22 protein-coding genes and 3 pseudogenes are annotated in these 25,444 nt (G+C 73.4%); 9 read left to right on the top strand and 16 right to left on the bottom strand.

From position 1 onward, the window contains the following. The 5 genes and pseudogenes from ACFWJ4_RS03365 to ACFWJ4_RS03385 form a co-directional block, all read right to left on the bottom strand. Positions 1 to 383: pseudogene (locus ACFWJ4_RS03365) on the bottom strand (hypothetical protein); the annotation flags it as partial. Positions 384 to 419: 36 nt separating this feature from the next. Then, on the bottom strand, positions 420 to 968 hold the full coding sequence (locus ACFWJ4_RS03370) for an RICIN domain-containing protein (RefSeq protein ID WP_380538641.1): 549 nt from the start codon (positions 966 to 968) through the stop codon (positions 420 to 422). Positions 969 to 1,097: 129 nt separating this feature from the next. Next, a complete protein-coding gene (locus ACFWJ4_RS03375) occupies positions 1,098 to 2,093 on the bottom strand; it encodes a helix-turn-helix domain-containing protein (RefSeq protein ID WP_380538643.1) in 996 nt (331 codons plus the stop codon). 60 nt (positions 2,094 to 2,153) lie between these two features. Further along, entirely contained in the window at positions 2,154 to 4,007 is a 1,854-nt protein-coding gene (locus ACFWJ4_RS03380; RefSeq protein WP_380538645.1) for a CocE/NonD family hydrolase, read from the bottom strand. A 187-nt stretch (positions 4,008 to 4,194) separates the two neighbouring features. Then, a pseudogene (locus ACFWJ4_RS03385) lies at positions 4,195 to 5,154 on the bottom strand (hydrolase); the annotation flags it as partial. Between the two features lie 259 nt (positions 5,155 to 5,413). Between ACFWJ4_RS03385 and ACFWJ4_RS03390 the strand changes: the two are divergent. Continuing rightward, positions 5,414 to 6,538: a HoxN/HupN/NixA family nickel/cobalt transporter gene (locus ACFWJ4_RS03390; protein WP_380538647.1), complete on the top strand. Its 1,125-nt coding sequence runs from the start codon at positions 5,414 to 5,416 to the stop codon at positions 6,536 to 6,538. A gap of 115 nt (positions 6,539 to 6,653) precedes the next feature. On the opposite strand, the gene ACFWJ4_RS03395 is transcribed toward ACFWJ4_RS03390, so the two are convergent. Further along, on the bottom strand, positions 6,654 to 7,592 hold the full coding sequence (locus ACFWJ4_RS03395; protein WP_359912285.1) for an SGNH/GDSL hydrolase family protein: 939 nt from the start codon (positions 7,590 to 7,592) through the stop codon (positions 6,654 to 6,656). A gap of 368 nt (positions 7,593 to 7,960) precedes the next feature. Between ACFWJ4_RS03395 and ACFWJ4_RS03400 the strand changes: the two genes are divergently transcribed. From ACFWJ4_RS03400 to ACFWJ4_RS03415, 4 genes are all read left to right on the top strand, one after another. Continuing rightward, complete coding sequence (locus ACFWJ4_RS03400) at positions 7,961 to 9,616, top strand: FAD-binding dehydrogenase (protein WP_359912282.1); 1,656 nt, start codon at positions 7,961 to 7,963, stop codon at positions 9,614 to 9,616. Between the two features lie 208 nt (positions 9,617 to 9,824). Further along, positions 9,825 to 10,241 carry a (2Fe-2S) ferredoxin domain-containing protein gene (locus tag ACFWJ4_RS03405; protein WP_380538649.1) on the top strand — a complete coding sequence of 139 codons (417 nt, stop codon included), beginning with the start codon at positions 9,825 to 9,827 and terminating at the stop codon, positions 10,239 to 10,241. A gap of 151 nt (positions 10,242 to 10,392) precedes the next feature. Continuing rightward, positions 10,393 to 10,647 carry a hypothetical protein gene (locus ACFWJ4_RS03410; RefSeq protein WP_359912273.1) on the top strand — a complete coding sequence of 85 codons (255 nt, stop codon included), beginning with the start codon at positions 10,393 to 10,395 and terminating at the stop codon, positions 10,645 to 10,647. A 232-nt stretch (positions 10,648 to 10,879) separates the two neighbouring features. Continuing rightward, a complete protein-coding gene (locus tag ACFWJ4_RS03415; protein ID WP_380538650.1) occupies positions 10,880 to 12,547 on the top strand; it encodes a fibronectin type III domain-containing protein in 1,668 nt (555 codons plus the stop codon). Between the two features lie 60 nt (positions 12,548 to 12,607). Here the strand turns inward: ACFWJ4_RS03415 and ACFWJ4_RS03420 are convergent, their stop codons facing one another. Further along, positions 12,608 to 12,940: a YnfA family protein gene (locus tag ACFWJ4_RS03420; protein ID WP_359912267.1), complete on the bottom strand. Its 333-nt coding sequence runs from the start codon at positions 12,938 to 12,940 to the stop codon at positions 12,608 to 12,610. A gap of 31 nt (positions 12,941 to 12,971) precedes the next feature. Continuing rightward, positions 12,972 to 14,186, bottom strand: a complete 1,215-nt coding sequence (locus tag ACFWJ4_RS03425) for a pyridoxal phosphate-dependent aminotransferase (RefSeq protein WP_380538651.1) — start codon at positions 14,184 to 14,186, stop codon at positions 12,972 to 12,974. Between the two features lie 97 nt (positions 14,187 to 14,283). Here ACFWJ4_RS03425 and ACFWJ4_RS03430 point away from each other — a divergent pair. Both ACFWJ4_RS03430 and ACFWJ4_RS03435 read left to right on the top strand, forming a co-directional pair. Next, positions 14,284 to 14,637 (top strand): annotated as a pseudogene (locus ACFWJ4_RS03430) (winged helix-turn-helix transcriptional regulator); the annotation flags it as partial. A gap of 276 nt (positions 14,638 to 14,913) precedes the next feature. Next, positions 14,914 to 15,705 (top strand): SGNH/GDSL hydrolase family protein, encoded by a 792-nt coding sequence (locus ACFWJ4_RS03435; protein ID WP_380538653.1) that lies wholly within the window; start codon positions 14,914 to 14,916, stop codon positions 15,703 to 15,705. A 6-nt stretch (positions 15,706 to 15,711) separates the two neighbouring features. Here the strand turns inward: ACFWJ4_RS03435 and ACFWJ4_RS03440 are convergent, their stop codons facing one another. Further along, positions 15,712 to 16,374, bottom strand: a complete 663-nt coding sequence (locus tag ACFWJ4_RS03440; RefSeq protein ID WP_380538655.1) for a GNAT family N-acetyltransferase — start codon at positions 16,372 to 16,374, stop codon at positions 15,712 to 15,714. A 129-nt stretch (positions 16,375 to 16,503) separates the two neighbouring features. On the opposite strand from ACFWJ4_RS03440, the gene ACFWJ4_RS03445 reads away from it, so the two are divergent. Next, positions 16,504 to 17,448: a pentapeptide repeat-containing protein gene (locus ACFWJ4_RS03445; RefSeq protein ID WP_380538657.1), complete on the top strand. Its 945-nt coding sequence runs from the start codon at positions 16,504 to 16,506 to the stop codon at positions 17,446 to 17,448. A gap of 57 nt (positions 17,449 to 17,505) precedes the next feature. Here the strand turns inward: ACFWJ4_RS03445 and ACFWJ4_RS03450 are convergent, their stop codons facing one another. The 4 genes from ACFWJ4_RS03450 to ACFWJ4_RS03465 form a co-directional block, all read right to left on the bottom strand. Next, positions 17,506 to 18,240 (bottom strand): tyrosine-protein phosphatase, encoded by a 735-nt coding sequence (locus ACFWJ4_RS03450; protein WP_380538659.1) that lies wholly within the window; start codon positions 18,238 to 18,240, stop codon positions 17,506 to 17,508. Between the two features lie 9 nt (positions 18,241 to 18,249). Continuing rightward, positions 18,250 to 18,903 carry a TetR family transcriptional regulator gene (locus tag ACFWJ4_RS03455; protein WP_380538661.1) on the bottom strand — a complete coding sequence of 218 codons (654 nt, stop codon included), beginning with the start codon at positions 18,901 to 18,903 and terminating at the stop codon, positions 18,250 to 18,252. Positions 18,904 to 19,010: 107 nt separating this feature from the next. After that, positions 19,011 to 19,910: an aminoglycoside phosphotransferase family protein gene (locus ACFWJ4_RS03460; RefSeq protein WP_380538663.1), complete on the bottom strand. Its 900-nt coding sequence runs from the start codon at positions 19,908 to 19,910 to the stop codon at positions 19,011 to 19,013. A 92-nt stretch (positions 19,911 to 20,002) separates the two neighbouring features. Continuing rightward, positions 20,003 to 20,395, bottom strand: a complete 393-nt coding sequence (locus tag ACFWJ4_RS03465) for a PPOX class F420-dependent oxidoreductase (RefSeq protein WP_359912243.1) — start codon at positions 20,393 to 20,395, stop codon at positions 20,003 to 20,005. 178 nt (positions 20,396 to 20,573) lie between these two features. Here ACFWJ4_RS03465 and ACFWJ4_RS03470 point away from each other — a divergent pair, with 178 nt between their 5' ends. Further along, positions 20,574 to 23,066, top strand: a complete 2,493-nt coding sequence (locus tag ACFWJ4_RS03470; RefSeq protein WP_380538665.1) for a Tex family protein — start codon at positions 20,574 to 20,576, stop codon at positions 23,064 to 23,066. Positions 23,067 to 23,167: 101 nt separating this feature from the next. On the opposite strand, the gene ACFWJ4_RS03475 is transcribed toward ACFWJ4_RS03470, so the two are convergent. The 3 genes from ACFWJ4_RS03475 to ACFWJ4_RS03485 form a co-directional block, all read right to left on the bottom strand. Beyond that, positions 23,168 to 23,590: an SHOCT domain-containing protein gene (locus ACFWJ4_RS03475; protein ID WP_380538667.1), complete on the bottom strand. Its 423-nt coding sequence runs from the start codon at positions 23,588 to 23,590 to the stop codon at positions 23,168 to 23,170. 98 nt (positions 23,591 to 23,688) lie between these two features. Then, positions 23,689 to 24,273 (bottom strand): NUDIX hydrolase, encoded by a 585-nt coding sequence (locus tag ACFWJ4_RS03480; RefSeq protein WP_380538669.1) that lies wholly within the window; start codon positions 24,271 to 24,273, stop codon positions 23,689 to 23,691. Further along, entirely contained in the window at positions 24,270 to 25,430 is a 1,161-nt protein-coding gene (locus ACFWJ4_RS03485) for a type III polyketide synthase (RefSeq protein WP_380349544.1), read from the bottom strand. The genes ACFWJ4_RS03480 and ACFWJ4_RS03485 overlap by 4 nt, the downstream gene beginning before the upstream one ends. Between the last annotated feature and the right edge of the window lie 14 nt (positions 25,431 to 25,444).

Genomic DNA, 25,444 nt, shown 5'->3' on the forward strand with positions numbered 1-25,444 from the left:
CTCCGGGACCGGCTGCACCGCAAGCTGCCGCCGGAACGCCCCGAAGCGCCCCCGCCGACGCCGTACGCCGAGTGCGGCCGCTGCCACGACCCGGTGCCCCGCCCCGGGATCTGCCGCACCTGCGCGGGCCTCGGCACGAGAAGCGTCGCGGTCGGAACCGGCGCGCCCGCCACCCCCGGCGGCGTCGCCCGGGCGCGCGCGGCCCTGCGCGGGTGGCCTCGGCAGCGGGCCGCCGCAGGCTCGTAGCCGGCGAAGCCGCTCTCGGGGTGGATGATCTCCAGGTCGGTGCCGTCGGGGTCGTCGAAGTGCGCGACCCGAGTGCCGAGGGCGGCGTTCGGGGTGGCCTCGCCCGCCACGTCGTCGCCGAGGTCCTGGCCGATCACGCGTAGGCGGGCGGAGGGGTGGCGGCCGCTACCGGTTCAGTACACCCACAGTGCGCCGGACTGGCCCTTGTACTCCCACTGCTGGGCGTTGGCCCCGTTCGCGGTGGAGGAGTTGGTGATCTCCAGGACCTTTCCGCTGTGGTTCTGGAGCTTGTACCGGCTCATGCCGCCGCCCCACCGGACCTGGATCAGCTTCCACTTCGCGCCGTTCTGGCCGTTGCACGTCCACTGCTGGGCCGCGGCGCCGTTCGCGGTGGAGGAGTTCTCGATCTCCAGGCACTTGCCGCTGTGGACGTTCACGACGTTGTAGAAGCCGTCGCCCGCGGACTGCCACTGCCACTTCGAGCCGGCCTGGCCCTTGCAGTCCCACTGCTGGGCCCTGGCGCCGTTCGCGGTGGAGGAGTTCTCGATCTCCAGGCACTTGCCGCTGTCGTTCGGGAACTCGAACGTGGCCGAGAGGCCGGCGTGCGGCGCGGCGAAGGCCTGACCGCCGCCGAGGGCGGTGAGCCCGAGCGTCAGGGCGGCGATGCCGACGGCGGCGGCGGATCGCAGGGTCGTGCGGGGCCGGGTTCCGTTGCTGGACATGGATGTTCCCCCTTCGAGGGTGCTGGTGTCGGTCCGTGTCCGCCGGAGGAGCCCCCGTGGTGGACACGGCATCAGCTTGCCGATCCCCCAGGGGGGTTGTCGTTAGCAGCCGGTCCACGTCCGCTTCGCTCAGCGTCCACCCGTGGCCGTCGCGGCGGCACCGTGGCGGTAGTCGCTGGGTGGCAGCCCGTACGCGCCGCGGAAGGCGCGGCTGAAGTCGGCGGCGCGGGGGAATCCGCAGCGGGCCGCGATGGCGTGGACGGGGGTGGTGGCCAGGGCCGGGTCGGCGAGGTCGCGGCGGGCTCGTTCGAGGCGCTGGCGGCGGATCCAGGCGGCGACGGTCTCCTCCTCGGTCTCGAAGAGGCGGTGCAGGTAGCTGACCGAGATGTGGTGCGCGGCGGCGACGGCGCCGGGGTTGAGGTCCGGTTCGTGCAGGTGGGCGCGGACGAAGGCCCGGATCCGTTGGACCAGTGCCCGGCGCCGGCTCTCCGGTGGTACGGCGTCCTCGGCGTCGAGGTGGTGGGCGAGCAGCGCCGACACCAGGTCGAGGGCGGCGGCGCCCAGCCGGGGCGCGTCGCCGGTGCGGTAGGCGCCGGTGTCGGCGGCGATGCCGTTGAGCAGCTGGACGAGCAGGGCGCCCACCCCTTCGCCCCCGGGCATCCGGCGGGCGATCAGCCCGGCCACCTTGTCCGGTGGCAGCGGCACGGCCTGCCGGGGAAGGGTCAGCCAGGCCCCGCGGATCTGCCGGCGCGGATCGTCGGTGCTCACCTGGAGGGCGATGGGCCGGACGCTGTCGTACATCACCAGGTCCTGCGGGCGCCATTCGCCGTGGCCGTCGCGCCGGGCCGCCGGCCCGGCACCCGGGAACGGCAGTGAGAGGAGGTAGAACTCCGGGTCGGACGAGCGGATCAGGCGCGCCGGCCGGCGCACGGTGATCGACGGGCTCTCCATGTTCCAGAGCTGCATCTCACCGAGCGTCAGGACGCGCAGCTCCGCCCGGAAGTCGGCGGCGTGTCCCGTGCTGGCCTCGATCGGCGCGCTCATCTCGGAGAGTCGGTGCCGCCAGTACTCCAGGCGGTCCGGCGGCGCCACGTCCTCGGTCCGGTGCACCGTCTCGTCCAGCATGCCCGCCCTCCCCGACTCGCGCTTCCGGTAAGGGCATTGTCACATCACGAACGGTCTCGTTCAGGAAGGCCCTCGGGGCACCTGGTGCTGCCACTCCCGGGCGAACACCACCGAGCCCGCCTCCAGTGCCCGCAGCTGGACGACGCTGATGAAGTGTTCGGCGTCGCAGCGCAGTTGGGTGCGGGTCTGGACGGTGACGTCCCAGCCGATGTCGGGCCGCTCCAGCCGGACAGTGCGGTCGGTGCGGGCCTGGGCGCTGAGCGGGGCGCCGGCGAGCACCCGGTAGGCGGTGACGGTGTGTTCGTCGCGGACCAGGCCGTCGGGGTGGGTGCGGGTGCCGTCGGTGGCGGGGGAGAGCTCGGCGCGCCACTCGTGGCGGCCGATGTCGTGGACGGTGAGGTGTTCGGGCCGGACGGTGAGCGGTTCGGTGAGGTGGATGTCGAGCGGTGCGGGCAGCACCGGGGGCTCGAAGGTGACGGGCGGGGCGCCGACGTCGGCGGCGAGGTGGCGCACCGGCAGGCTCAGGGTGGAGCGGGACGGGTCGACGCCGTACCCGGTGTCCTCCGCGGGGGGCCAGACCCAGGGCCAGTAGACCGAGGAGAGGGCGAGCCGCAGCCGGTGCCCGGCCGGGACCGTCCAGGCGCAGGCCGCGAGCTCGACCTCGGCGTCGGGTCCGTCGGCGACCAGGAAGCCCCGGGTGACCAGCTCCGAGGTGCCGTCCGGGCCGACCGCGCACAGCCGCACCGTCACCTGGACGGGTGCCCCGTCCTCGCGCAGCCGCAGCCGGACGGTCGGGGCGCCGAGCAGCTCGACGGGTTCGGGCAGCGGCTGGGAGTCGAAGCAGACCGAGCGGCCGTCCTCCTCGCGCTGGTCCGGCGGCCGGTCGGCGGGGCGGCCGTGGGGGACGTAGGCGCCCGCGTTGAGGCCGGTGTGCTGCGGGGACCGGACCGGGACGTACCGGTCGTGGGCGGCGGTGCCGGCGGTGCGCAGCGGCCCGTCCAGGCCGTAGTGGATCTCCCGGACGTCGGGGGAGGGCCAGGCCTCGTCCCCGGTCCAGCGGGTGGCGAGCCAGGCGCGCAGGGCGGGTTCCTTGAGGGCGCCGTTGTCGATGCCGCGCAGCCAGTGGTCCCACCAGCGCAGCGTGTCGGGCAGGGCGGCCTCGGGCAGGCCGTGCGGCCAGGGGCCGATCAGGGCGCGCGCGGTGGGGGACTCGGCGAGCAGCCGCAGCACGAAGGAACAGGACGGGTCGCCCCAGCCGGCCACGGCGAGGGCGGGCACGGACACCGGGACGGTGCTCTCGCGGGGTGCGAGCCAGTCGTCGACGGGCGGCTGCAGCGCCTCCAGCCGGGCCAGCCAGGCGGCCCGCCAGGCGTCGCCGACGTGCCGCGGGTCCGGCGGCAGGGCGGCGTCGGCGACCAGGGCGGTGAGCCGGGTGTGCAGGTCGGCGGCGAGCACGGCCCCGCCGAGCCGGTGGCCGCCCTCGGGGCAGGCGGTGACGACGGCGCCGACGGTGCCGGGGGTGCGGGCGGCGAGCCGCAGGGCGGTGGTACCGGCGGTGCCGGTGCCGAGCAGGCCGAGCCGGCCGTTGCACCAGGGCCGGCGGGCGAGCCAGTCGACCACGGCGGCGCCGTCGGCGAGCTCCTGTTCGCCGCCGGGTTCGCCGGGGATGCCCTCGGAGTTGCCGTGCCCGCGGGTGTCGACCCGGACGGCGGCGTAGCCGTGGCCCGCGTACCAGGGGTGGCGGCGGGCGTCCTCGGCGGCGGTCCGGTCGGTGAGGCGGCCGCCGGAGTACTCCAGCAGCGCGGGGCCGGGCTCGTCACCGACCGGCCGCCACAGCCGGGCGGCCAGTCGGGTGCCGTCGGGCAGCGGGATGCGCAGGTCCTCGCGGGTGGTGTGGAAGGGGTAGGACGGCATGGCCGCTCCCATCGGTCCCTGGCGTCGGCCTTCCGACGGTTCGGTATTTCCGACAGTAGGGGAGGGAGCGGCCCTTTTCCTGATGAGAGGGGCCTGATGAGCGGGGCCTGATGAGGAGGCCTGGTGAGCGGGGGCCCGGTGAGAAGGTCCCGGCGAGCGGGGCCCCCGGTGGGGGCGTCCCCGGTCAGGCCTTGCTCAGCCAGGCGGTGGCGTTGAGGGCGAGGGCGGCGTCGGTGCCCGCCGGGTCGTCCCAGCCGTTGTACAGGGTGTTGCCGGACTGGCCGGTGCCGTCGTCGATCGGGGAGCTGTCGCCCCAGATCACGACCCGGCCGGAGCCGAAGGTGCTGGTGACGAAGAACGCGCCGGTGTTGCCGCTGTAGCCGGTCCGGTAGACCAGGCCCTTGACGTTCGGGTTGTCGGCGGGCTTGAGGGTGAAGGTGGTGCCGTTGCGCAGGATCGAGCCGGTGACGGTGCCGAAGGGGCCGTGCAGCACCGGGTCGGTCGGGGCGTCGGCCGCGCGCGGGTTGTCGGTGGTGATGTTGAGCAGGTCGACCGAGAAGCCGAAGGGGTCGTTGTTGTTCACCCCGTTGTTGGTCAGCAGGTCGTTGATGATCTTCGGGGAGTCCCAGCCGTCGTTGTTGCGGTCGCTGTTGTTGTGGTCGGAGACCAGGAAGAGCCCGCCGCCGTTCTTCACGAAGTTCATGATCGCGGCCTTTTCGCCCGCGGAGAAGCGCGTGTTGGGCTCCGGGATCACGAAGGTGTCGAAGTTGGCGAGGTCGAGCGCGGCGCCGGTGCCGTAGCTGATGGTGGACCCGGCCGGGAGGGTCTTCAGGCTGTACTGGCCGGTCTTCTGGAGGGCGACGCCCCAGGCGGACAGGGCGCCGGTCCAGCTCTTCTCGGTGGTGGGGTTGGCGTTCTGGGCCAGCGGGTCGGGCTGGCTGGTGCTGATGATCCAGTCGGCGTTGCCCGCGGTCTCGGCCTTGCTGTTGTCGAACAGCACCCGGTGCGGGGTGGCGCCGACGGTGGCGGTCCTGGCGGCGGGCGCGGTGAGTGCGGCGGGCGCGGCGGTGGCGGCGGGGGTGGTGAGACCGGCCGTGAGCAGGGCCGTTCCGGCGAGGGCCGCGGCGGTTCGGATGCGGATCGTCATGTGCCGTTCCTCCGTGGGGAGTTGAGGGGGCAGCGCTCAGGTTTTCGCGCGTAGAACGGGAGTATCCGCGCGTAGAGCGCGGGGTGAAAGCCCTCCGAGGTTACGAAGCCTTGTACGGGTCGTGACGATCTTCGGGAGGGGGGTGGAAGCCGGGGGAGAGCGGGGGGAGACGAATCCGTAATTGCGCATGACTTGCAACTGCGCGCACCGAGGCGGAAAGATGGCCCAGCTTCGACCGCCCGACCGAAAGGACACGATGATGACCGCCCCCCGCTGGCGCGACCGGCTCACCCGTGAGGAGTGGATCCGCCTGGCCGGAATGGGCGGATTCATCCTCGCGCTCCACGTCATCGGCTGGTTCACCCTGCTCGCGGTGGTCGAGCCCGAGCACTACGACGTCGGCGGCCAGGTGTTCGGCGCCGGCATGGGCCTGACCGCCTACACCCTCGGCATGCGGCACGCCTTCGACGCGGACCACATCGCCGCCATCGACAACACCACCCGCAAGCTGATGGGCCAGGGCAAGCGGCCGCTGTCGGTCGGCTTCTGGTTCTCGCTCGGGCACTCGTCGATCGTCTTCGGCCTCTGCGCGCTGCTGGCCCTCGGCATCCGCTCGCTGGCCGGCCAGGTGGAGTCCGACGACTCGACGCTGCACGAGATGACCGGCCTGATCGGCGTCGCCGTCTCCGGCACCTTCCTGCTGCTGCTCGGCCTGATCAACCTGGGCGCCTTCAACGGCATCCTCAAGGTCTTCCGCCGGATGCGCGAGGGCGACTACGACGAGGCGGAGCTGGAGCGCCAGCTGGAGCGGCGCGGGCTGATGAACCGCATCCTCGGCAGGGTCACCAGGGCCGTCACCAAGCCCTGGCACATGTACCCGGTGGGCCTGCTGTTCGGCCTGGGCTTCGACACCGCCACCGAGGTGTCCCTGCTGGTGCTGGCGGGCGGCGCGGCGGCCTTCTCGCTGCCCTGGTACGCGCTGCTCACGCTGCCGATCCTGTTCGCGGCCGGAATGAGCCTGCTGGACACCATCGACGGCTCGTTCATGAACTTCGCGTACGAGTGGGCCTTCTCCAAGCCGGTCCGCAAGATCTACTACAACCTGACCGTCACCGGGCTGTCGGTGCTGGTCGCGCTGGTGATCGGCTCGATCGAGCTGATCGGCCTGCTCGGCGAGAAGCTGGACATCACCAGCGGTCCGGTCGCCTGGATCGGCGCACTGGACCTCAACTTCGTCGGCTACGCCATCGTCGGACTGTTCGTGCTCACCTGGGCCGCGGCGATCGCCTACTGGAAGCTCGGCAACGTCGAGGAGAAGTGGTCGGCCGGGCTGGCCGCCGGTTCCGCGGCCGGTGCCGCCTCCGCCTCCGCGAAGTCCGAGTAGGGCGCGCAGGACCGAGGGGCCGGTGACCGGGGGTTCGGTCGCCGGCCCCTCGGGGCTTTCCGGGGGCGCGCCGGGCGGGCGCCGCGCGGGCGGCGGTTCGGGCGCCGCGGCCGCGCTACTTCAGCGCGGCGAGCACCGCCTGGGCCATCACCTGCTCGCCGGTCGCGTTGGGGTGGAACGGCACGGCGGGCGAGCCGGGCAGCGCGCCCTCGATCCAGCGGTCGTCCGAGCAGACGTCGTGCCCGAGGGTCGGCGTCGCGGTGTCCACGTAGGTCGCGCCGTTCGCGGCCGCGGTGGACTTCAGCGCGGCGTTCAGCTTGTTGAGCACGCCGTGCATGTACTCGACGTCGCCCGGCGTCACCGGCTGGCGCAGGATGCACTTCGAGCCGTCGGCGGGCAGCACGGACGGGTAGCCGACCAGCAGCACCCTGGCCCCGGGCGCCTTGGCGTGGATGCGCTTGAGGGTGTCGGCCAGCTGCGGGGCGATGGTGGTGCGGATCCGCTCGGCCAGGTCGTCGGTGCCGTACTGCCAGGACATGCTGCTCCAGTCCCAGTAGCCGTGGTGGTAGACGTCCTTGCAGGGCGTGCCGAGCGGGTTGACGACGGCGCCGGCGATGCAGGTGGCGACCAGTTCGCCGAGGCCGAGGTCGCTGGCCGCGAGGTCGTTGCCGCCGATCCCGAGGGTGACCAGGTCGGTGTCGGCGGTCACCGCGTCCAGCTGCGGGTCGTTGACCCTGATGAAGGCGTCGTACTGGGGCTGCGTCATCGCCTTGATCTTGGCCGCGGAGCAGGTGACGTCGGTGTACCGGCCGGACTTGAGGGCGGCGGCGACCAGGTGGCCGTAGTTGCGGTCGGAGCGCAGGCACAGACCGGCCGACTGGCCCGGCACGCCGGCGCCGGCGGCGTAGGAGTCGCCGAGCGCCACGTAGTGCTTCGGCGCGGCGCCGGCGGCCTGGGCGCTGGTGGAGGTGAGCGCGAGTGCGGCACCGAGGGCGACGGCGGCGAGCGCGGTGGAATTCCGGAGGTGCCGGGATTTCCGGGCAGGGCGGAGCACGATTCCTCCTGGGGGAGAGAAACGACGGGTGGGGGTCGCATCGAGCCGGGCCACAGCTACTCGCAGGTAAGTTACTGCCAGGTTTCCCGGACGTCCATGGTTTGCGCGGAAATTGCCGACATTCCGTCAGGCGGGCCCGGACGGAATTCCGCATTTCGCCCCACCGGGTGCCGAACGGCTATCGCACGGCTCTCGAACGGCTATCGCGCCACTGTCGGCGGCAATTCCGAAACGGCCCGGAGCGGAATTCACGCGGGCGGTTGTTACCCGCCGGTTGACCGGACGTCACCGCAGACCGCAGTATCGGGCGCACAGCGGCGGCGCGTCCCGGACGTGCCGCCACCGCGAGCCCCGACGGAGGACTGCGCATGGCCCTGGACGCCGACGTCATCGTCATCGGAGCGGGCCTCGCGGGCCTCGCCGCCACCGCCGAACTCGCCGACGCCGGACGGAAGGTGATCCTCCTCGACCAGGAGCCCGCCGCCTCCTTCGGCGGCCAGGCGCACTGGTCCTTCGGCGGCCTCTTCCTGGTCGACTCGCCCGAGCAGCGCCGGATGCGGATCCGCGACTCGCACGCCCTCGCCCTGCGGGACTGGCTCGGCACGGCCGGCTTCGACCGGCCCGAGGACGCCTGGCCGCGCCGCTGGGCCGAGGCGTACGTGGACTTCGCGGCGGGCGAGAAGCGCTCCTGGCTGCACGGCATGGGCGTGCGGTTCTTCCCGGTGGTCGGCTGGGCCGAGCGCGGCGGCTACCTCGCCGACGGGCCCGGCAATTCGGTGCCGCGCTTCCACATCACCTGGGGCACCGGGCCGGGGCTGCTGGCGCCCTTCGTCCGGCGGGTCCGCGCCGCCGCCGCGCGCGGCCTGGTGGACCTGCGCTTCCGGCACCGGGTCACCGGGCTGTCCGCCACCGCGGGCGCCGTCGACACCGTCACCGGCGAGGTGCTGGTGCCGAGCCCGGCAGGCCGGGGCGAGGCCAGCTCGCGGGAGGCCGCCGGGAGCTTCGAGCTGCGCGCCCAGGCCGTGATCGTCACCTCCGGCGGCATCGGCGGCAACCACGACCTGGTCCGCAAGGCCTGGCCGGCCCGGCTCGGCACCCCGCCCGCCAGGCTGCTCTCCGGGGTGCCCGCGCACGTGGACGGACTGATGCTGGAGGTCGCCGGCCGGGCCGGGGCCAGTCTGATCAACGGCGACCGGATGTGGCACTACACCGAGGGCATCGAGAACTGGGACCCGATCTGGGCCCGGCACGGCATCCGCATCCTGCCCGGCCCCTCCTCGCTCTGGCTGGACGCGCGGGGCAGGCGGTTGCCCGTCCCGCTGTTCCCCGGCTTCGACACCCTCGGGACGCTCGAACACATCATGTCCACCGGGTACGAGTACACCTGGTTCGTGCTCAACCAGCGGATCGTCGAGAAGGAGTTCACCCTCTCCGGCTCCGAGCAGAACCCCGACCTGACCGGCAAGTCGGTGCGCGGTGTGCTCGGGCGCGCGCTGCCAGGGGCCCCCGGCCCGGTCCAGGGCCACCTGCGGCACGGCCGGGACTTCGTGGTCGCCCGCGACCTCGCCGACCTCGCCCGGGGCATGAACGCCAGGACCGGCGAACCGCTGATCGACCCGGACGAGCTGCGCCGCACCGTCGAGGACCGCGACCGGCAGCTGGCCAACCCCTTCGCCAAGGACCTCCAGGTCACCGCGATCCACGGGGCCCGCCGCCACCTCGGCGACAGGCTCATCCGCACCGCCGCCCCGCACCGCATCCTCGACCCGGGCGCCGCACCGCTGATCGCCGTCCGGCTGAACATCCTGACCCGCAAGTCGCTCGGGGGACTGGAGACCGATCTGTCCTCCCGGGTGCTGCGGCCGGACGGCGAGGTGCTGCCGGGGGTGTACGCGGCCGGCGAGGCCTCCGGGTTCGGCGGCGGGGGCGTGCACGGGTACCGCTCCCTGGAGGGGACGTTCCTGGGCGGCTGCCTGTTCTCGGGCCGTACGGCGGGACGGGCGGCGGCCCGGGCGGTCGGGTAGCGCCGGCCGTCGGACAGCGGGGCCGTCGGACGGCGGGGCGCGAGGCGTGGGGCGCGGACGCGGGCGCGCGAGGTGGGAGGGGTCCCTGTCGAAGCGCCCGCGGTCCGGGCCCGGGTCCGACCCGCGGCCCGGGCGCCGGCGGGGTGACAGGTACAGTGCGGAGGCCGGTGCGCAGGGTGCCGCAGCCCAGGAGGGGTCAGGAGAACCGATGAGCCGCCGAGACCGCGACGGTGCCCGGGACCGCAAGCGGGGCGCCGGCGCCCCCGTGACCGTCACGGTGTGCCGGGGCTGCTGCTGCGGCACCGAGGCGAAGCACCCCGGGGTGGACCACGCGGGCCAGTACGAGCGGCTGCGCACGGCGGTGGGCCCGGCGGGCCGGGTCCGGGCGGTCAAGTGCCTGGACGTGTGCACCCAGTCCAACGTGGTGGTGGTGGGCCCCTCGGCCGAGGGCCGGGCGGCGGGCGGCCGGCCGGTCTGGCTGGGCTTCGTGCTGATGGACGAGATGATCGACGAGATCGCCGCCTGGGTGCGCGCGGGCGGCCCGGGCCTGGCCGATCCGCCCGGGCTGCTCGACCTCCAGCTGATCTCGGTCTCCCGGCGGGTCCGCGAGGGCCTGCCCGAGTGAGGCCGTGCCCCCGGCGCTACCGACTGATCGTCAGATCGTATTCAACCGGGACGGATCCGGGGCTGCCCGGGGGCCGTCAGCACTACCATGACCGGTGGCGCCGGGCCCTCGCGGACGGCACCGAGCCGATTCCGCGCGAGGGAGGAAGCCGATGACGACGGTCTGCCGCATCTGCGCGGGCACCGGCCGGACCGCCGGTCTCAGCTGCCGGACCTGCCAGGGCACCGGCACCACCGAGGTGGGCGGCGGGGGCGGCAACTGCTTCCTCTGCGACGGCACCGGGGTCTACGTGCGCTACCGGGTGGACGCGACCGGGGCCAAGCACGCCTACCGGGACGAGATCTGCCGCACCTGCGACGGCACCGGCAACCGGGCCGCCACCCAGTGGGACGAGCCCTCCGGCTGAGGACGGACCCGGCCGGCCGGTGGCGCGGTCCGCGGGTCCGGGCGGGCCCCCGGCACCGCCGACGACCGCTCAGTCCGGGGGACCGGTGGGGGCCATGATGCGGCGTCGAGACGGTGCGGGTACGCCCTTTACCGAATCATGGTCGAACATTGGCGTTCGAATGGTGGGTACGCTGCGACCCGTTCACCCGGCGTCCGTGCGCGATCAACGTGCCGCTGGAAGAGTCCCGCGCATGGATATCCCCAACATGGGCGTGCCGGCCAAGCTTGCCGACCGCATGAGCATGGCCGAGCAGCACGAGTACCTGCGGGCCCGTTTCTCCCGCCGCCGGATGCTGCGCGCCGGTGCCGTGACCGTGGGTGCCGTCGCCGTCGGCGGCGCACTGGGCAGCGGGACGGCCTTCGCCGCCCCGGCCGGCCCGCAGCTGCTGACCGGTGGCACGACCAGCGGCATCGACGGCGCGCTGGTCGCGCCGACCGGCCGTCACCTCCAGTTCGGCCCCGAGCCGGACACCCAGTTCCGCGTCTCCTGGCAGGTGCCGGCCCCGGTCAAGAAGCCGTTCCTGCGCTTCGGAAGGACCCCGTGGGAGCTGAGCCACAAGGTCCAGGCCGAGGTCCGCGCCCTGCACACCCCGGCGCTGACCCCGAACAGCCAGCCGGTGGACCAGTACTACCTGCACGTGGCGCTGGAGGACCTGCGCCCCGACACCACCTACTACTACGGTGTCGGCCACGAGGGCTTCGACCCGGCCTCGCAGCAGCAGATCTCCACCCTGCACACCTTCCGCACCGCGCCCTCCCGCGACCACCGCTGGGGCAAGGTGTACGAGCCGTTCACCTTCACCGCCTTCGGCGACCAGGGCGTCAGCGCGCACGCGGCCGGCAACGACCACATCATCAAGGCCCAGAACCCGGCCTTCCACCTGCACGCCGGCGACATCTGCTACGCCGACCCGGCCGGTTCCGGCACCGACCCGGACAAGTCCGTCTTCAACGCGAAGACCTGGGACGACTTCCTGGTGCAGACCGAGACGGTCGCCGCCGAGATCCCGTGGATGGTCGCGTACGGTAACCACGACATCGAGGCCTGGTACTCGCCGAACGGCTATGGCGGCGAGAACGCCCGCTTCTTCCTGCCGAACAACGGCCCGGACCCGCGCGCCGTCCCCGGCGTCTACACCTTCCGCTACAAGAACGTCGGCGTCATCTCGCTGGACGCCAACGACGTCTCCTACGAGATCCCGGCCAACCTGGGCGTCTCGGCGAACAAGCAGACCAAGTGGCTGGAGCGCACCCTCAAGGACCTGCGCAACGACGAGACCGTCGACTTCGTCGTGGTCTTCTTCCACCACTGCGCCTTCTCCACCACCGTCGCGCACGCCTCCGAGGGCGGTGTCCGCGAGGCCTGGGTGCCGCTGTTCGAGAAGTACCGGGTGGACCTGGTCATCAACGGCCACAACCACATCTACGAGCGCACCGACGCGATCCTCGGCAACAAGGTCTCGAAGCAGGTGCCGAGCGGCGCCACCATCGAGCCGGCCAAGGACGGAGTGGTCTACGTCACCGCGGGTGCGGCCGGCCGCAGCCTGTACAAGTTCGACGTGCCGGACACCTACGAGGGGCACGAGAACCACCAGGACGAGGTCAAGACCTACTACTGGAGCAAGGGCAGGGTGAAGACCCCCGAGACCATCCAGTGGTCGCGGGTGCGCTACACCGGCTACTCCTTCATCAAGGTCGACGTCACCCCGAAGCACCTGGGCCAGAAGTCGGTCATGAAGGTCACCGCGCTGGCCGAGGACGGCACGCAGATCGACAACTACACGATCCTGCGCACGGTCGGCGAGGGCTGGGACTCGAACCGCGACGACGACGGCCAGGGCGGCGGCTGGGGCTGGTAGTCCCCGAGCGGCCGGCGCTCCCCGGACGCGCCCGACGGGCCCCGGCGGTGAGGGAGGACCTCAGCGCCGGGGCCCGTACATGATGACGCCGACCCCGGCCAGGCAGACCAGCGCGCCCAGTACGTCGTAGCGGGTCGGCCGGAAGCCGTCCACGACCACGCCCCACAGCAGCGAGCCGGCCACGAACACCCCGCCGTACGCGGCCAGCACCCGGCCGAAGTTGCTGTCCGGCTGCAGGGCGGCCACGAAGCCGTACGCGCCGAGCGCCACCACCCCCAGGCCGGCCAGCCACCACGGCCGCTGCTCGCGCACGCTCTGCCAGACCAGCCAGCAGCCGCCGATCTCGGCGACGGCGGCGAGGACGAACAGGGCGACGGAGCGAAGGACGGTCATGCCGTCGAGCCTAAGGGCGTGTCCCGGGGCGTCAGCTCTGGCGGTACGTGGCCAGGAAGCGCCCGATCCGGTTGACGGCCGTCTCCAGGTCGTCGGCCCGGGGCAGGGTGACGAAGCGGAAGTGGTCCGGGCGCGGCCAGTTGAAGCCGGTGCCCTGGACGACGTGGATCTTCTCGCGCAGCAGCAGGTCCAGCACGAACCGCTCGTCGTCGACGATCCGGTGCACCGCCGGGTCCAGCCTGGCGAAGGCGTACAGCGCGCCCTTGGGCTTGACGCAGCTGACGCCGGGGATCTCGTTGAGCGCCTTGACGGCGATGTCGCGCTGCTCGGTGAGCCGGCCGCCGGGCAGCACCAGGTCGTTGATGGACTGGTGGCCGCCGAGCGCCGCCTGCACGGCGTACTGGGCGGGCACGTTGGGGCACAGCCGCATGCCGGAGAGCATGGTCAGGCCCTCCAGGTAGTCGGTGGCGTGCTGCCGCGGGCCGGAGACGACCAGCCAGCCGCTGCGGAAGCCGGCCACCCGGTAGGACTTGGAGAGGCCGTTGAAGGTGAGGGTCAGCACGTCGTCGGCCAGGGCGGCCAGGCAGTGGTGCTCGGTGCCGTCGTAGAGGATCTTGTCGTAGATCTCGTCGGCCAGCACCATCAGGTGGTGGCGGCGGGCCAGGTCGAGGATGCCCTCCAGCAGTTCCTTCGGGTAGACGGCGCCGGTGGGGTTGTTGGGGTTGATGACGACGATCGCCTTGGTGCGGGCGGTGATCTTGGCGGCGATGTCGTCCAGGTCCGGGTACCACTCGGCCTCTTCGTCGCACAGGTAGTGCACGGCCTTGCCGCCGGCCAGCCGGACCGCGGCCGTCCAGAGCGGGTAGTCGGGCATCGGCACGAGGACCTCGTCGCCGTCGTCCACCAGCGCGGTGACGGCCATCTGGATCAGCTCGGAGACGCCGTTGCCGAGGTAGACGTCGTTGACGGTGACGCCCTGGACCCCGCGCTGCTGGTAGTACTGCACCACCGCCCGGCGGGCCGGCAGGATGCCGCGCGAGTCGCTGTAGCCGTGCGCCTTGGGCAGGTTGCGGATGATGTCCTGGATGATCTCCTCGGGCGCCTCGAAGCCGAACGGGGCCGGGTTCCCGGTGTTCAGCCGCAGCACGCTGTGCCCGGCCTCCTCCAGGGCGTTGGCCTGGTCGACCACCGGGCCCCGGATCTCGTAGCACACGTCATTCAGCTTGCTGGACTGTCGAAACTCCATCTGCGGCCTCCCGACCGTCACCACCGCTCCGTTGCTTCAGCTTTGTTCTACCAAGTGTGTACTTGGAAAGTCCAACCTCTTGGCTATGCTGATCCACATGTCACGCCGAAGCTACGACCAGTACTGCGCCGTCGCCCGCGCCCTGGACGCGGTGGGGGAGCGCTGGAGCCTCCTGATCGTCCGTGAGCTGCTCGGCGGCCCGCGCCGCTACACCGACCTGCACGCCGACCTGCCCGGCGTCTCCACCGACATCCTGGCCGCCCGGCTCAAGCAGCTGGAGGCGGAGGAGCTGGTGACCCGCCGCCGGCTGGAGCGGCCCGCCAACGCGACGGTCTACGAACTGACCGGGCGGGGCCGTGAACTGCGCCCGGTCGTCGAGGCGCTGGGGGAGTGGGGGCTGGCCGCCCTCGGCGAGCAGCGGCCCACCGACGCCGTGCGCGAGCACTGGTTCACGCCCCGCGGGGCGGAGGAGTCGGCGGCGGTCGCGGCCGGCTGACGACCGCGGTCGGCTGACGACCGCGGGCGTGCCCGGTCGCCCGGACGGGGCGGCGGCAAGGCCCCCGTCGCCGACCGCCGCCCCGTGTGCCCTCAGTGTGTCCCGGGCCGATAAACGAACGATCGGCGTGCGATGAGCGCCGGGGTCCGTCGCCGCCCCGGGCGGGCACGCACGTACGATCGTCGGATCGTCGGACCGCCGGAGTCGTTCCAGGAGAGCGGAGGCCAGCCCGTGCCCACCCCCTACCGCAGCTATGTCGCCGTCGGCGACTCCTTCACCGAGGGCATGGGCGACGACCTGCTGCCGGACGGCCACTACCGGGGCTGGGCCGACCGGGTCGCCTCGGCACTGGCCGCCGAGCGCACCGACGCGCAGCCCCCGGACGCCGGCTTCCGGTACGCCAACCTCGCCGTCCGCGGCAAGCTCATCGGCCAGATCCACGACGAGCAGCTCGCCGCCGCCACCGCGATGGGGGCCGAGCTGGTCACCCTGGCCGGCGGCCTCAACGACGTGCTGCGCCCCGGCTGCGACATCGACGCGGTCGAGCGGCTGCTCGGCCGCTGCGCCGCCGGGCTGCGCGCCACCGGCGCCACCGTCGTGCTGTTCACCAGCACCGACCCCACCCGGCGCATGGCCGGCAGCGCCCGGCTGCTGCCCGCCATCCTGCGGATGAAGGCCTTCGTCCAGGAGCTGGGTCGGCAGGACGGCTTCGCCGTGGTCGACCTGTTCTCCGCGCCCTGCTTCGACGACCGCCGGCTGTGGGCCGAGGACCGCCTGCACCTCTCGCCCGAGGGCCACCGCCGGGTCGCCGCGGGAGTGCTGGAGGCGCTCGGCCGCCCCGCGGCCTTCGACTGGCGCGCCCCGCTGCCCGCCGCCGCCCCGGCCGGCCGCGCCGAGCGGCTGCGCCAGGACGCCCGCTGGCTGGGCACCCACCTCGGCCCGTGGATCGGCCGCCGCCTCACCGGCCGCTCCTCCGGCGACGGCCGCCCCGCGAAGCGGCCGGAGCTGCTGCCGTACCGCTGAGGTCCGCTACCTCTCGGCTTGGACGCTCGGCGCGTCGAGGACCAGGCTCGCCATCGGGGCGTGGGTGGTCCAGCCCATCGCCTCGTAGAGCGCCTGTCCCTCCGGCGTGCCGACCAGTACGCCGGTGTGCGCGCCCCGCTCGTGCGCGGCGGACTGGAGCGTTCGCATCACCAGGACGCCCAGGCCCCGGCGGCGGTGCTCGGGCACGGTGGTGATCTGGTCCGGTACGGCCACCGGGCCGGCCAGGCCCGCCTGGCCGCGCGCGGCGAGGTGCCCGTCCCCGGTGCGCACCAGCGCCCGGAGGACCCCGCCCCGCTCCCAGGCGGTCACGGTGTACCCGGCCGGGACCTCGGGCCGCTCGGCGGCGAGCGGCACGCTCATCAGGAAGCCCGGCGCGTCCAGGCGCCACCGCTCGTCCAGCCAGGGGCGCACCGTGGCGTCCTCGGCGAACAGCTTCAGCCAGGTGGTCGGCGCGGTGACGGTCTCGGCGAGCTTGCGGACGTCGGCCTCGGTCGGTTCCGGCAGCACGTGCCGGCCCACCTCGCCGGCCGGTGCGCCGACGTCGATGCTCCAGCCCCAGGGCTGGTCCACCGGCTCGGCGGAGCCGCGCGAGACGGCCCAGCCCGAGATCCACATCCGGACCAGGTCCCTGGTGTCCGGTTCCCGCATGTCGCCCACCCCCGTGTGTAATGGTCTCAAAGGCAGTGCATAGCTTACCGACAGCGAGGGTCGTCGGGCCAGTAGGATTTCCGGGTTCACGGCGCCGCCCGGCGCCGACTGCTGGAAGGACCCCGGAACGTGCGCGAGACCGAGCCGCCGCAGGACCCCACGGCGGCCGCGCCGACCCCGCTGGAATCCGACTGCGGCAGCTGCTTCGGCCTCTGCTGCGTCGCGCTGCCCTTCGCCGCCGGCAGCGACTTCGCCATGAACAAGGCGGCCGGCAGCGCCTGCCACAACCTCCGGACCGACTTCCGCTGCGGCATCCACGCCCAACTGCGCGACCGGGGCTTCCAGGGCTGCACGGTCTACGACTGCTTCGGCGCCGGGCAGCGGGTCTCCCAGGTGACCTTCGGCGGCCGCAGCTGGCGCGAGGAGCCGGACAGCGCCAAGGCGATGTTCGACGTCTTCCCGATCGTGCGGCAGCTGCACGAGCTGCTCCGCTACCTCGCCGAGGCGCTCACCTTCGCCGCCGCCGCTCCCGTCCACGACGAACTGCGGCAGGCGCTGGCGCACACCGACCGGCTGGCCGGCGGCACCTCCGAGGAGATCCTCGCCGTCGACGTCCCGGCCCACCGGCAGCGGGTCAGCGAGCTGCTGCTGCGCGCCGGTGAACTGGTCCGCGCCGCCGTTCCGCGCCGCCGCGAGCTCCGGGGTGCCGACCTCTTCGGCGCCCGCCTGCGCGGCGCCGACCTGCGGGGGGCCAACCTGCGCGGCGCCCTGCTCGTCGCGGCCGACCTCTCCGGCGCGGACCTGCGCCTCGCCGACCTGGTCGGCGCCGACCTGCGGGACGCCGACCTGGCCGGCGCGGACCTCGGCACGGCCCTCTTCCTCACCCAGGCCCAGCTCAACGCCGCCCGCGGCGACGCCACCACCCGCCTCCCGGACGGCCTCGCCCGGCCCGCCCACTGGCCCGAGACCGCCCCGGCCCCGGCGGCCGGCGGCCGGGCCGGCGGAGGGGCCGGGCCCCGCTCCGGCAAGGGCGGCAGCCGCCCCGCCCGGGGCGGACGCCGACGCCAGGTGTGACCGACACCCCCGCAAGCCCCGGCGGGCCGGCCGACTTCCCGCGCGGGGAGGCGGGGCTCAGCCGGTCAGCAGGCGGGCGCGCAGGGCGGCGGTCTGCTCCCGGTCGATGCCGAGGGTGCCGGTGAGGTAGGCCTCGACCGAGCCGTAGCGGTCGGCGAGGTCGGCGAGGGTGAGCCGGATGACGGCCTCCGGGGCGCGCCCGAAGGCCGGCCAGCGCAGGGTGCGGCCGGGGTGGGCGGCGTGCCAGTCGGCGACGAAGTGCGGGGTGGCGAGCTCGGTGAGGGCGAAGTCGGCGGCGATGTCGTCCTCGCCGACGCCGAGCAGGGTGAACAGCAGGGCGGCGATCAGCCCGGTGCGGTCCTTGCCGGAGGCGCAGTGGAAGACCACCGGGGCGTCGGCGGCCGTGATCACGTCCAGGGTCTGGCGGATCTCCTTCACCCCGTCCTCGGCGACCTCGGCGAAGCGGTCGGCGAGGTAGCGCCACGGGTCGAGCTCCGGGTCGATCTCGGCCTGGTCGTACGGGCGGTGCTCGATCGAGAGGTTGTGGTACTCCAGGCCCTCGAACCCGGGCACCCGGCCCTTGGCGGCGATCTCCCAGGGGTAGCGCAGGTCGATCACGGTCCGCACGCCGAGGGCGTGCAGCCGGTCGAGGTCCGCGGGGGAGTCGAGCTTGCCGAGCGAGTCGGAGCGGTACAGCAGCCCCCACCGGACGGAGCGTCCGCCGGCGGCCGCATAGCCGCCCAGGTCGCGGAAGTTGTGCAGGGCATCGAAGGAGTGGTGACGCGTCGTCATGCGCGCACTCTAGTCAGCGGCGGGCCGCTCGCCGCGGGGTGGGCCGTAGCCGTGGGCGAGCAGGTCGAAGGCGCCGGTGGCGTCCCCGACGGCCTCGGCGTACAGCTCGTCGGCGGTGCGGCCGTCCCGGATGCGGCGCCAGTTGTGCAGGGCGAGGACCCGCTGGGTGGCGGTGACCTGGGCGGCGAGCAGGGTGGCGGTGAGCTCCTGCGGCCCGGGCAGGCCGGGGCTCGCGCGCAGCGCCTCGGCCAGCGACTGCTCGGCGCGGGCCACGTACTCGCCGACCCGGGCGGCCAGGCTGGGGGTGCCGTGGACCAGGCCGGTGAAGGCGAGCACCGCGGGGTGGTCGTTGAGGCCGGTGACCGGGTCGCGCCGGGTGAGCCCGGCCAGGAAGTCCCGCAGCAGCGCGTCGAGCACCGGTTCGCCGGGCGGCCGGGTGCGGACCACCTCGGCGGCCTGTTCCTGGTGGTCGGCGAAGCGGTGGACGACCAGGTCCTCCTTGGTGGGGAAGTAGGAGAACAGCGTCGGTTTGGAGACCTCGGCGGCGGCCGCGACGTCGGCCACCGACACCCGGTCGAAGCCGTGCTCCAGGAACAGCGCGATGGCCGCCTCGGAGATGGCCCGCCGGGTCCGCTCCTTCTTCAGCTCCCGCAGTCCCGTCATGCGCCTCAGGCTAGCAGCGGGGATTGACCGGGACAGGTTTTGGACCCGGTCCTCCGGCGGGCGTGTCCCGGCCCGGGAGGGCCGCCACCGTGCACGGCGGACGGACCCTAGACACCGCGGTCGGCGAGCACCTCGCGGACGACGTGGCGGGCGTTGGCGGTCAGCGCCTGGTCGGTGTGGCGGTAGTACGGGATCGTCACCAGGGCGATGGAGAACGCCCAGGCGCGGCCGCGGGCCCACATCGCCTCGTCCGCGCGCAGGGCGGTGCGGAAGGCCGGCCGGGCGGCGGCGGGCAGCAGGTTCCAGGCGACGATCAGGTCGGCGGTCGGGTCGCCGACGCCCATCAGGGCGAAGTCGATGACGGCGGAGAGCCGCCCGGTGGGGGCGAGCAGCAGATTGCCCGGGGTGAGGTCGCCGTGCATCCAGACCGGCGGGCCGGCGTACTCGGGCAGCCGAAGCGCCTTGTCCCACAGGGTGGTTGCGGCGCCCGTGTCGATCGAGCCGGAGAGCTGGGCGATGGCCGCGCGGGTGGCGCCGTCCCGGGAGGCGAGCGGGGTGCTGCGCTGGGAGGGCGGGGCGCCGGCCGGGTCGACGGCGCGCAGCGCGTTGACGAAGCCGGCCAGGTCGCGGGCCAGGGCCTGGGGCGCGGCCAGCGCGTTGACGGCCGGGTTGGTGCCGTCCAGCCAGTGCAGCACCGACCACTCCCACGGGTAGCCGGCGGCGGGCCGGCCGACCGCGAGCGGCGCCGGGACGGGCAGCGGCAGCCGCGGCGCCAGCCGGGACAGCCACTGCTGCTCCCGCCGCAGGCCCCCGGCGGCCCACTCCACCCGGGGCAGCCGGACGGCGAGTTCGGGCCCGAGGCGGAACATCGCGTTGTCCGCCCCGGGGGCGGGGACCGGGGTGATCGGAAGGCGCTCCCACTGCGGGAACTGGACGGAGATCAGCCGACGGACCAGGGTCGCGTCGACCACCGGCCCGTCGGGGTGCATCCGGGTGGCAGCGCACATGCCCGGCAGCGTACAGCGCTGGTCGTTACCGTTCAGCCCGATTCCCGAACTGCGCACATTCCGAAGGCCATTCGAAAGCGATCAGCGGACGATCAGTCGAAGGTGACCCGCACCCCGATGGTGCCGCCCTTGCCGAAGCGCAGCACGTTGGCGGTCAGCGCCACCGCGCACAGCAGCCCGTACTTGCGCCGCAGCAGCTTCCGGTAGGCGGGCGCCCGGTCCGGGTCCAGCACCGCGGCGGCCGGCACCTGGGCGCCGAGCAGGTTCCCGCGGATGTCGCTCGGCCCGACCAGCACGTCCGAACGGTTGCGCAGGCGCTTGACCTTGCCCGTCTTCGTGACGGTGGTGAAGACCAGCGCGTCACCGTCGCGCGCGACCCACACCGGGGTGGCGACCGGAGTGCCGTTCCTCCGGTACGTGGTGAACAGCAGGTACTTGGCGGCGGCGAGCCGCTCCAACTCGGCGGCGGCATCCAGAGTGTCCATGCCCGCCAGCCTAGGAAGCGGCAACTGGGCGACGCTCAAGCCTCGGTGGAGCCGCCCGGCACGGTACCGGACGGCGCGCCACGCCCGGCCGTCCCGGGTGCGGCCGGGCGTCGTCGTCGGCACCTGCCAGAATGCAGGGCGTACGGCGCAAGCACTGATGGAGAAGGTGACCGGCTTCGTGACCACGGCAGTCGAACAGGTGGCCCAGCAGGCCCAGCAGGCGATCGAGCGGAAGATCGCCGAGGAGCTGGGTGTCCGCGAGGGGCAGGTGAAGGCTGCCGTCGACCTGCTCGACGGCGGCTCGACCGTCCCCTTCGTGGCCCGCTACCGCAAGGAGGTCACCGGTTCCCTCGACGACGCCCAGCTGCGCGCCCTGGAGGAGCGGCTGCGCTACCTGCGCGAACTGGAGGACCGCCGGGCGGCCGTCCTGGAGTCGATCGAGGCCCAGGGCAAGCTGGACGACGCGCTGCGGGCCCGGGTGCTCGCCGCCGACTCCAAGGCCCGGCTGGAGGACATCTACCTGCCGTTCAAGCCGAAGCGGCGCACCAAGGCGCAGATCGCCCGCGAGGCCGGCCTGGAGCCGCTCGCCGACACCCTGCTGGCCGACCCGGGCCAGGACCCGGCCGCGCTGGCCGCGCGGTACCTGAACGAGTCGGTCGCGGACGGCCCCGCCGCGCTGGAGGGCGCCCGGGCGATCCTGGTCGAGCGCTTCGGCGAGGACGCCGACCTGGTCGGCTCGCTGCGCGAGCGGATGTGGACCCGCGGCCGGCTGGTCGCCCGGGTCCGCGACGGCAAGGAGGGCGACGGCGCCAAGTTCGCCGACTACTTCGACTTCGCCGAGCCGTACACCAGGCTCCCCTCGCACCGCATCCTGGCGATGCTGCGCGGCGAGAAGGAGGAGGTGCTCGACCTCGACCTCTCCCCGTACGACGGCGAGTCCGAGGGCGACCTGCCCGGCGAGAACGACTACGAGCAGCGCATCTCCGCCCGCTTCGGCATCGCGGACCGCGGCCGCCCGGCCGACAAGTGGCTCGGCGACACCGTCCGCTGGGCCTGGCGCACCCGCATCCTGGTCCGGCTCGGCATCGACCTGCGGGCCCGGCTGCGCGCCGAGGCCGAGGAGGAGGCGGTGCGGGTCTTCGCCGCCAACCTGCGCGACCTGCTGCTCGCCGCCCCGGCCGGCACCCGCGCCACCATGGGCCTGGACCCGGGCTTCCGCACCGGCGTGAAGGTCGCCGTGGTGGACGCCACCGGCAAGGTCGTCGCGTACGACACGATCTACCCGCACCAGCCCGCCAACAAGTGGGACGCGGCCCTGGCCACCCTGGCCGCGCTGGCGGCGAAGCACGGCGTCGACCTGGTCGCGATCGGCAACGGCACCGCCTCCCGGGAGACCGACAAGCTCGCCGAGGACCTGCTGGGGCGCCACCCCGAGCTGAAGCTCACCAAGGCGATGGTCAGCGAGGCCGGCGCCTCGGTGTACTCGGCCTCCGCGTTCGCCTCGCAGGAGCTTCCGGAGCTGGACGTGTCGATCCGCGGCGCGGTCTCGATCGCCCGCCGGCTCCAGGACCCGCTGGCCGAGCTGGTCAAGATCGACCCCAAGTCGATCGGCGTCGGCCAGTACCAGCACGACCTGAGCGAGGTGAAGCTCTCCCGCTCCCTGGACGCCGTGGTCGAGGACTGCGTCAACGCCGTCGGCGTGGACGTCAACACAGCCTCGGCCCCGCTGCTCACCCGGGTCTCCGGGATCACCGGCACGCTGGCCGACAACATCGTGGCGCACCGCGACGCCAACGGCCCGTTCCGTACCCGCAAGCAGCTCAAGGACGTCTCCCGGCTCGGCCCCAAGGCCTTCGAGCAGTGCGCCGGCTTCCTGCGCATCCCCGGGGGCGCGGACCCGCTGGACGCCTCCAGCGTGCACCCCGAGGCCTACCCGGTGGTGCGCCGGATCCTGGCCGCCACCGGCGGGGAGCTGCGCGAGCTGATCGGCAACGGCGAGCGGCTGCGGGCGCTGCGTCCGGCGGACTTCGCCGACGACACCTTCGGCGTCCCGACCGTCACCGACATCCTCGGCGAGCTGGACAAGCCGGGCCGCGACCCGCGCCCGGCCTTCCGCACCGCGACCTTCAAGGAGGGCGTCGACAAGATCGGCGACCTGGAGGTCGGCATGGTGCTGGAGGGCGTGGTCACCAATGTCGCCGCCTTCGGCGCCTTCGTGGACGTGGGCGTCCACCAGGACGGGCTGGTGCACGTCTCGGCGCTGTCGAAGAACTTCGTCAAGGACCCGCGCGAGGTGGTCAAGCCCGGCGACATCGTCAAGGTCCGGGTGCTCACGGTGGACGTGCCGCGCAAGCGGATCGGGCTGACCCTGCGGCTGGACGACGAGGTCGGGCGCGAGCGCGGCGGCGACCGGGGCGACCGCGGTGACCGGGGCGACCGCCAGGGCCGCCCGCCGCGCCAGGAGCGCCGCGGCGGCGGTCAGGGCAACCAGGGCGGTCAGGGCGGCCGTGGCGGCCAGGACCGGCGCGGGAGCGGTGACCGGGGCAACGACCGGGGCGGCTCCGGCGGCGGTGCGCCCGCCAACAGCGCCATGGCGGACGCGCTGCGCCGCGCGGGCCTGACCGGCGGTGGCGACGGCGGCTCGGGCGACCGGCGCTCCGGGCGGCGCTGAGCCGGGACGGACGGATCACGGCCGGGGCCGGTCGACGCGTACCACCGCGTCGACCGACCCCGGCCGTGTGACCGTCCGGATCGTCGTGACCGTCCGGACGTTCAGGCCAGGACCTTCTCCTTGGCCTTCTGGTACTCCTCCTCGGAGATGGCGCCCTTCTCCTTCAGGTCCGCCAGTTTCGCCAGTTCGTCGGCGTGACTGCGGCCGGCGGCCTCGGGCCCGGACGTTGCCGCGTCCCGGACGTAGGCCTTGAAGGCGGCCTGGTTCTCCTGGGCCTGTTGGATGTCGCGCTTGGTCATCGATTGCCCGCGGGCGATCAGGTACACCAGGACGCCGATCAGGGGCAGGATGATCACCAGGACCAGCCAGCCGGCCTTGCCCCAGCCGCTGAGGTCGTGGCTGCGGAAGATGTCCGTGATGATCTTGAAAAGCAGGAAGAACCAGAGGACCCAGAGGAAGAACTCCAGCATCGTCCAGAAGATGTTGAGCACCGGGTAGTCCACGGCCAGTGAAGTGGTGTCCATGGCTGAGTAATACCATCACAAAACGGACATCTTCACTTGGTGTTCCGCCATTCAAGTGACCTTCCGCAGCCGCGGGAACGGCCGGCGGGGCCGGGTTCTCAGCCCAGGCCGGCCTGTCGGCGCAGTTCCACCGCCAGCGCGACCAGCTCGCCCCACCAGGCGTCGTGCCCGGTCAGCAGCAGCCGCTGGGCCTCCGCGGGCGGCACCGCGCGGACCTCGACCACCTGCTCGCCGTCCGTCGGGTTGGTCGGCGCGGAGTCCAGCGCCACCTCGCCCCAGCCCCACAGCCAGGCCTTCTCCGGGTGCGGCTGCCACGGCCGGTAGGGCGTCGGGTCCTCGGTGCGGCAGCGGTGCGCGCCCAGCCAGTGCGGCTCGCCGAGCAGCCGGGCGCCCGCCTCCTCGCCCAGCTCGCGGGCGAGGCAGGAGACGATGCTCTCGTCCCGCTCCCGGGTGCCGCCGGGCAGGAACCAGTGGTCCCGGTCATCCCGGCAGAGCACCACCCGACCGTCCGCGAAGCCGAACAGGTGGATGTTGGTGACCAGCGCGTCCGGCGGCAGCTCGGTGGAGAACTGCGCGTCGAACCGCCCCCAGCTCCAGTACTGCGGTGCGTGCAACGCCGGGAACCTCGCGGCGAGTTCGGCGGCTCTGGCGGAGGTGTCGGCGCGGTCCGTGGTGTCAGTCATTCGGCGATGGTAGTGCCGGCCGGGAAACGGCGGGGGGCGGTCGGATGGACGAGGGCAATGTCGGAGGTGGAGATGGCTCGCGGGCGGCGAGGGCGTGGCGCCTCGGCCGGTGCGCCGACCCAACTGCCCAGTGAGATCTCGGCGGTGATGCCCGGTCCGAAGCCCGCGATCAGGCCGGTGGTGCCCTCGGGCACGCCGCCGTCGGCGAACAGCCGGGCCAGGGCGTCGAAGACCACGGCACTGGCGATGTTGCCGCGCTCGGTGAGCGTCGCCCGGCTGTAGCGGAAGGTGGCCGGCTCCAGGTTGAGGTAGCGGCACAGGTCGTCGAGGATGCGCGGGCCGCCCGCGTGCACGATGTAGAAGCCGAGCCCGGAGACGTCCCAGCCGTGCTCCCCGGCCAGGGCGCGCAGCGCGGGCGCGAGCATCTCCATGGTGCCGGGCACCCGCTTGTCCAGCTGGAAGTGGAAGCCGGTGTCCTTGACCCCGTACGAGATCCAGTCCTCGGTGTGCGGGACGAGGTGCGAGCCGTTGCGCTCGACCTGTACGCCGTACCCGCCGTTGTCGCGCATCACCACGGCGGCGACGGCGTCCCCGAACAGGCCGTTGGAGAGCAGCGAGCCGACGCCGAGGTCGGTCGGCTGGTAGCAGAGCGAGCAGAACTCGCAGGCGACGATCAGCACGTTGGCGCCCGGGTAGGCGCGGCAGAAGTCGTGCGCCCGGTTGACGGCGGCGCCGCCGGCCGCGCAGCCGAGCTGGGCGATCGGCACCTGGCGGGTGTCGGCGCGGAAGCCCATGGTGTTGATCAGCCAGGCGGTCATCGACGGCATCATGAAGCCGGTGCAGGACACGTAGACGATCAGGTCGATGTCCCTGGCGGTCAACTCGCCGTGGGCTAGGGCGCGTTCGACCACTTCGGGGACGCGTCGCTTGGCCTCGCGCTCGTACACCTCGTTGCGGACGGTGAAGCCCGGGTGGGTGAGGGTCCGCTCGATCGGCTGGACCAGGTGCCGGGTGCGCACCCCGGTGTTCTCGATCAGCCGCAGCGCCAGGCCGAGCTGGGGGTGGCCGGCGTGCAGGGTGCGGGCCAGGTCGAGGGTCTCGTCCAGCGTGATGACGTGCTCGGGCACGCCGATCGCCGGGCGGCAGAGAGTTGCCATGGGTGGGTCTCCCC

Origin of the sequence: Kitasatospora sp. NPDC127067 (genome assembly GCF_042724755.1) — a bacterium.
Classification (GTDB): domain Bacteria; phylum Actinomycetota; class Actinomycetes; order Streptomycetales; family Streptomycetaceae; genus Kitasatospora; species Kitasatospora lactacystinica.

Coding starts and splice junctions, on each gene's coding strand:
- ACFWJ4_RS03460 (WP_380538663.1), bottom strand. CDS start 19,910: ATGTGCGCTGCCACCCGGATGCACCCCGACGGGCCGGTGGTCGACGCG.
- ACFWJ4_RS03370 (WP_380538641.1), bottom strand. CDS start 968: ATGTCCAGCAACGGAACCCGGCCCCGCACGACCCTGCGATCCGCCGCC.
- ACFWJ4_RS03455 (WP_380538661.1), bottom strand. CDS start 18,903: ATGACGGGACTGCGGGAGCTGAAGAAGGAGCGGACCCGGCGGGCCATC.
- ACFWJ4_RS03450 (WP_380538659.1), bottom strand. CDS start 18,240: ATGACGACGCGTCACCACTCCTTCGATGCCCTGCACAACTTCCGCGAC.
- ACFWJ4_RS03375 (WP_380538643.1), bottom strand. CDS start 2,093: ATGCTGGACGAGACGGTGCACCGGACCGAGGACGTGGCGCCGCCGGAC.
- ACFWJ4_RS03420 (WP_359912267.1), bottom strand. CDS start 12,940: ATGACCGTCCTTCGCTCCGTCGCCCTGTTCGTCCTCGCCGCCGTCGCC.
- ACFWJ4_RS03405 (WP_380538649.1), top strand. CDS start 9,825: ATGAGCCGCCGAGACCGCGACGGTGCCCGGGACCGCAAGCGGGGCGCC.
- ACFWJ4_RS03400 (WP_359912282.1), top strand. CDS start 7,961: ATGGCCCTGGACGCCGACGTCATCGTCATCGGAGCGGGCCTCGCGGGC.
- ACFWJ4_RS03465 (WP_359912243.1), bottom strand. CDS start 20,395: ATGGACACTCTGGATGCCGCCGCCGAGTTGGAGCGGCTCGCCGCCGCC.
- ACFWJ4_RS03475 (WP_380538667.1), bottom strand. CDS start 23,590: ATGGACACCACTTCACTGGCCGTGGACTACCCGGTGCTCAACATCTTC.
- ACFWJ4_RS03410 (WP_359912273.1), top strand. CDS start 10,393: ATGACGACGGTCTGCCGCATCTGCGCGGGCACCGGCCGGACCGCCGGT.
- ACFWJ4_RS03480 (WP_380538669.1), bottom strand. CDS start 24,273: ATGACTGACACCACGGACCGCGCCGACACCTCCGCCAGAGCCGCCGAA.
- ACFWJ4_RS03390 (WP_380538647.1), top strand. CDS start 5,414: ATGACCGCCCCCCGCTGGCGCGACCGGCTCACCCGTGAGGAGTGGATC.
- ACFWJ4_RS03425 (WP_380538651.1), bottom strand. CDS start 14,186: ATGGAGTTTCGACAGTCCAGCAAGCTGAATGACGTGTGCTACGAGATC.
- ACFWJ4_RS03380 (WP_380538645.1), bottom strand. CDS start 4,007: ATGCCGTCCTACCCCTTCCACACCACCCGCGAGGACCTGCGCATCCCG.
- ACFWJ4_RS03485 (WP_380349544.1), bottom strand. CDS start 25,430: ATGGCAACTCTCTGCCGCCCGGCGATCGGCGTGCCCGAGCACGTCATC.
- ACFWJ4_RS03440 (WP_380538655.1), bottom strand. CDS start 16,374: ATGCGGGAACCGGACACCAGGGACCTGGTCCGGATGTGGATCTCGGGC.
- ACFWJ4_RS03415 (WP_380538650.1), top strand. CDS start 10,880: ATGGATATCCCCAACATGGGCGTGCCGGCCAAGCTTGCCGACCGCATG.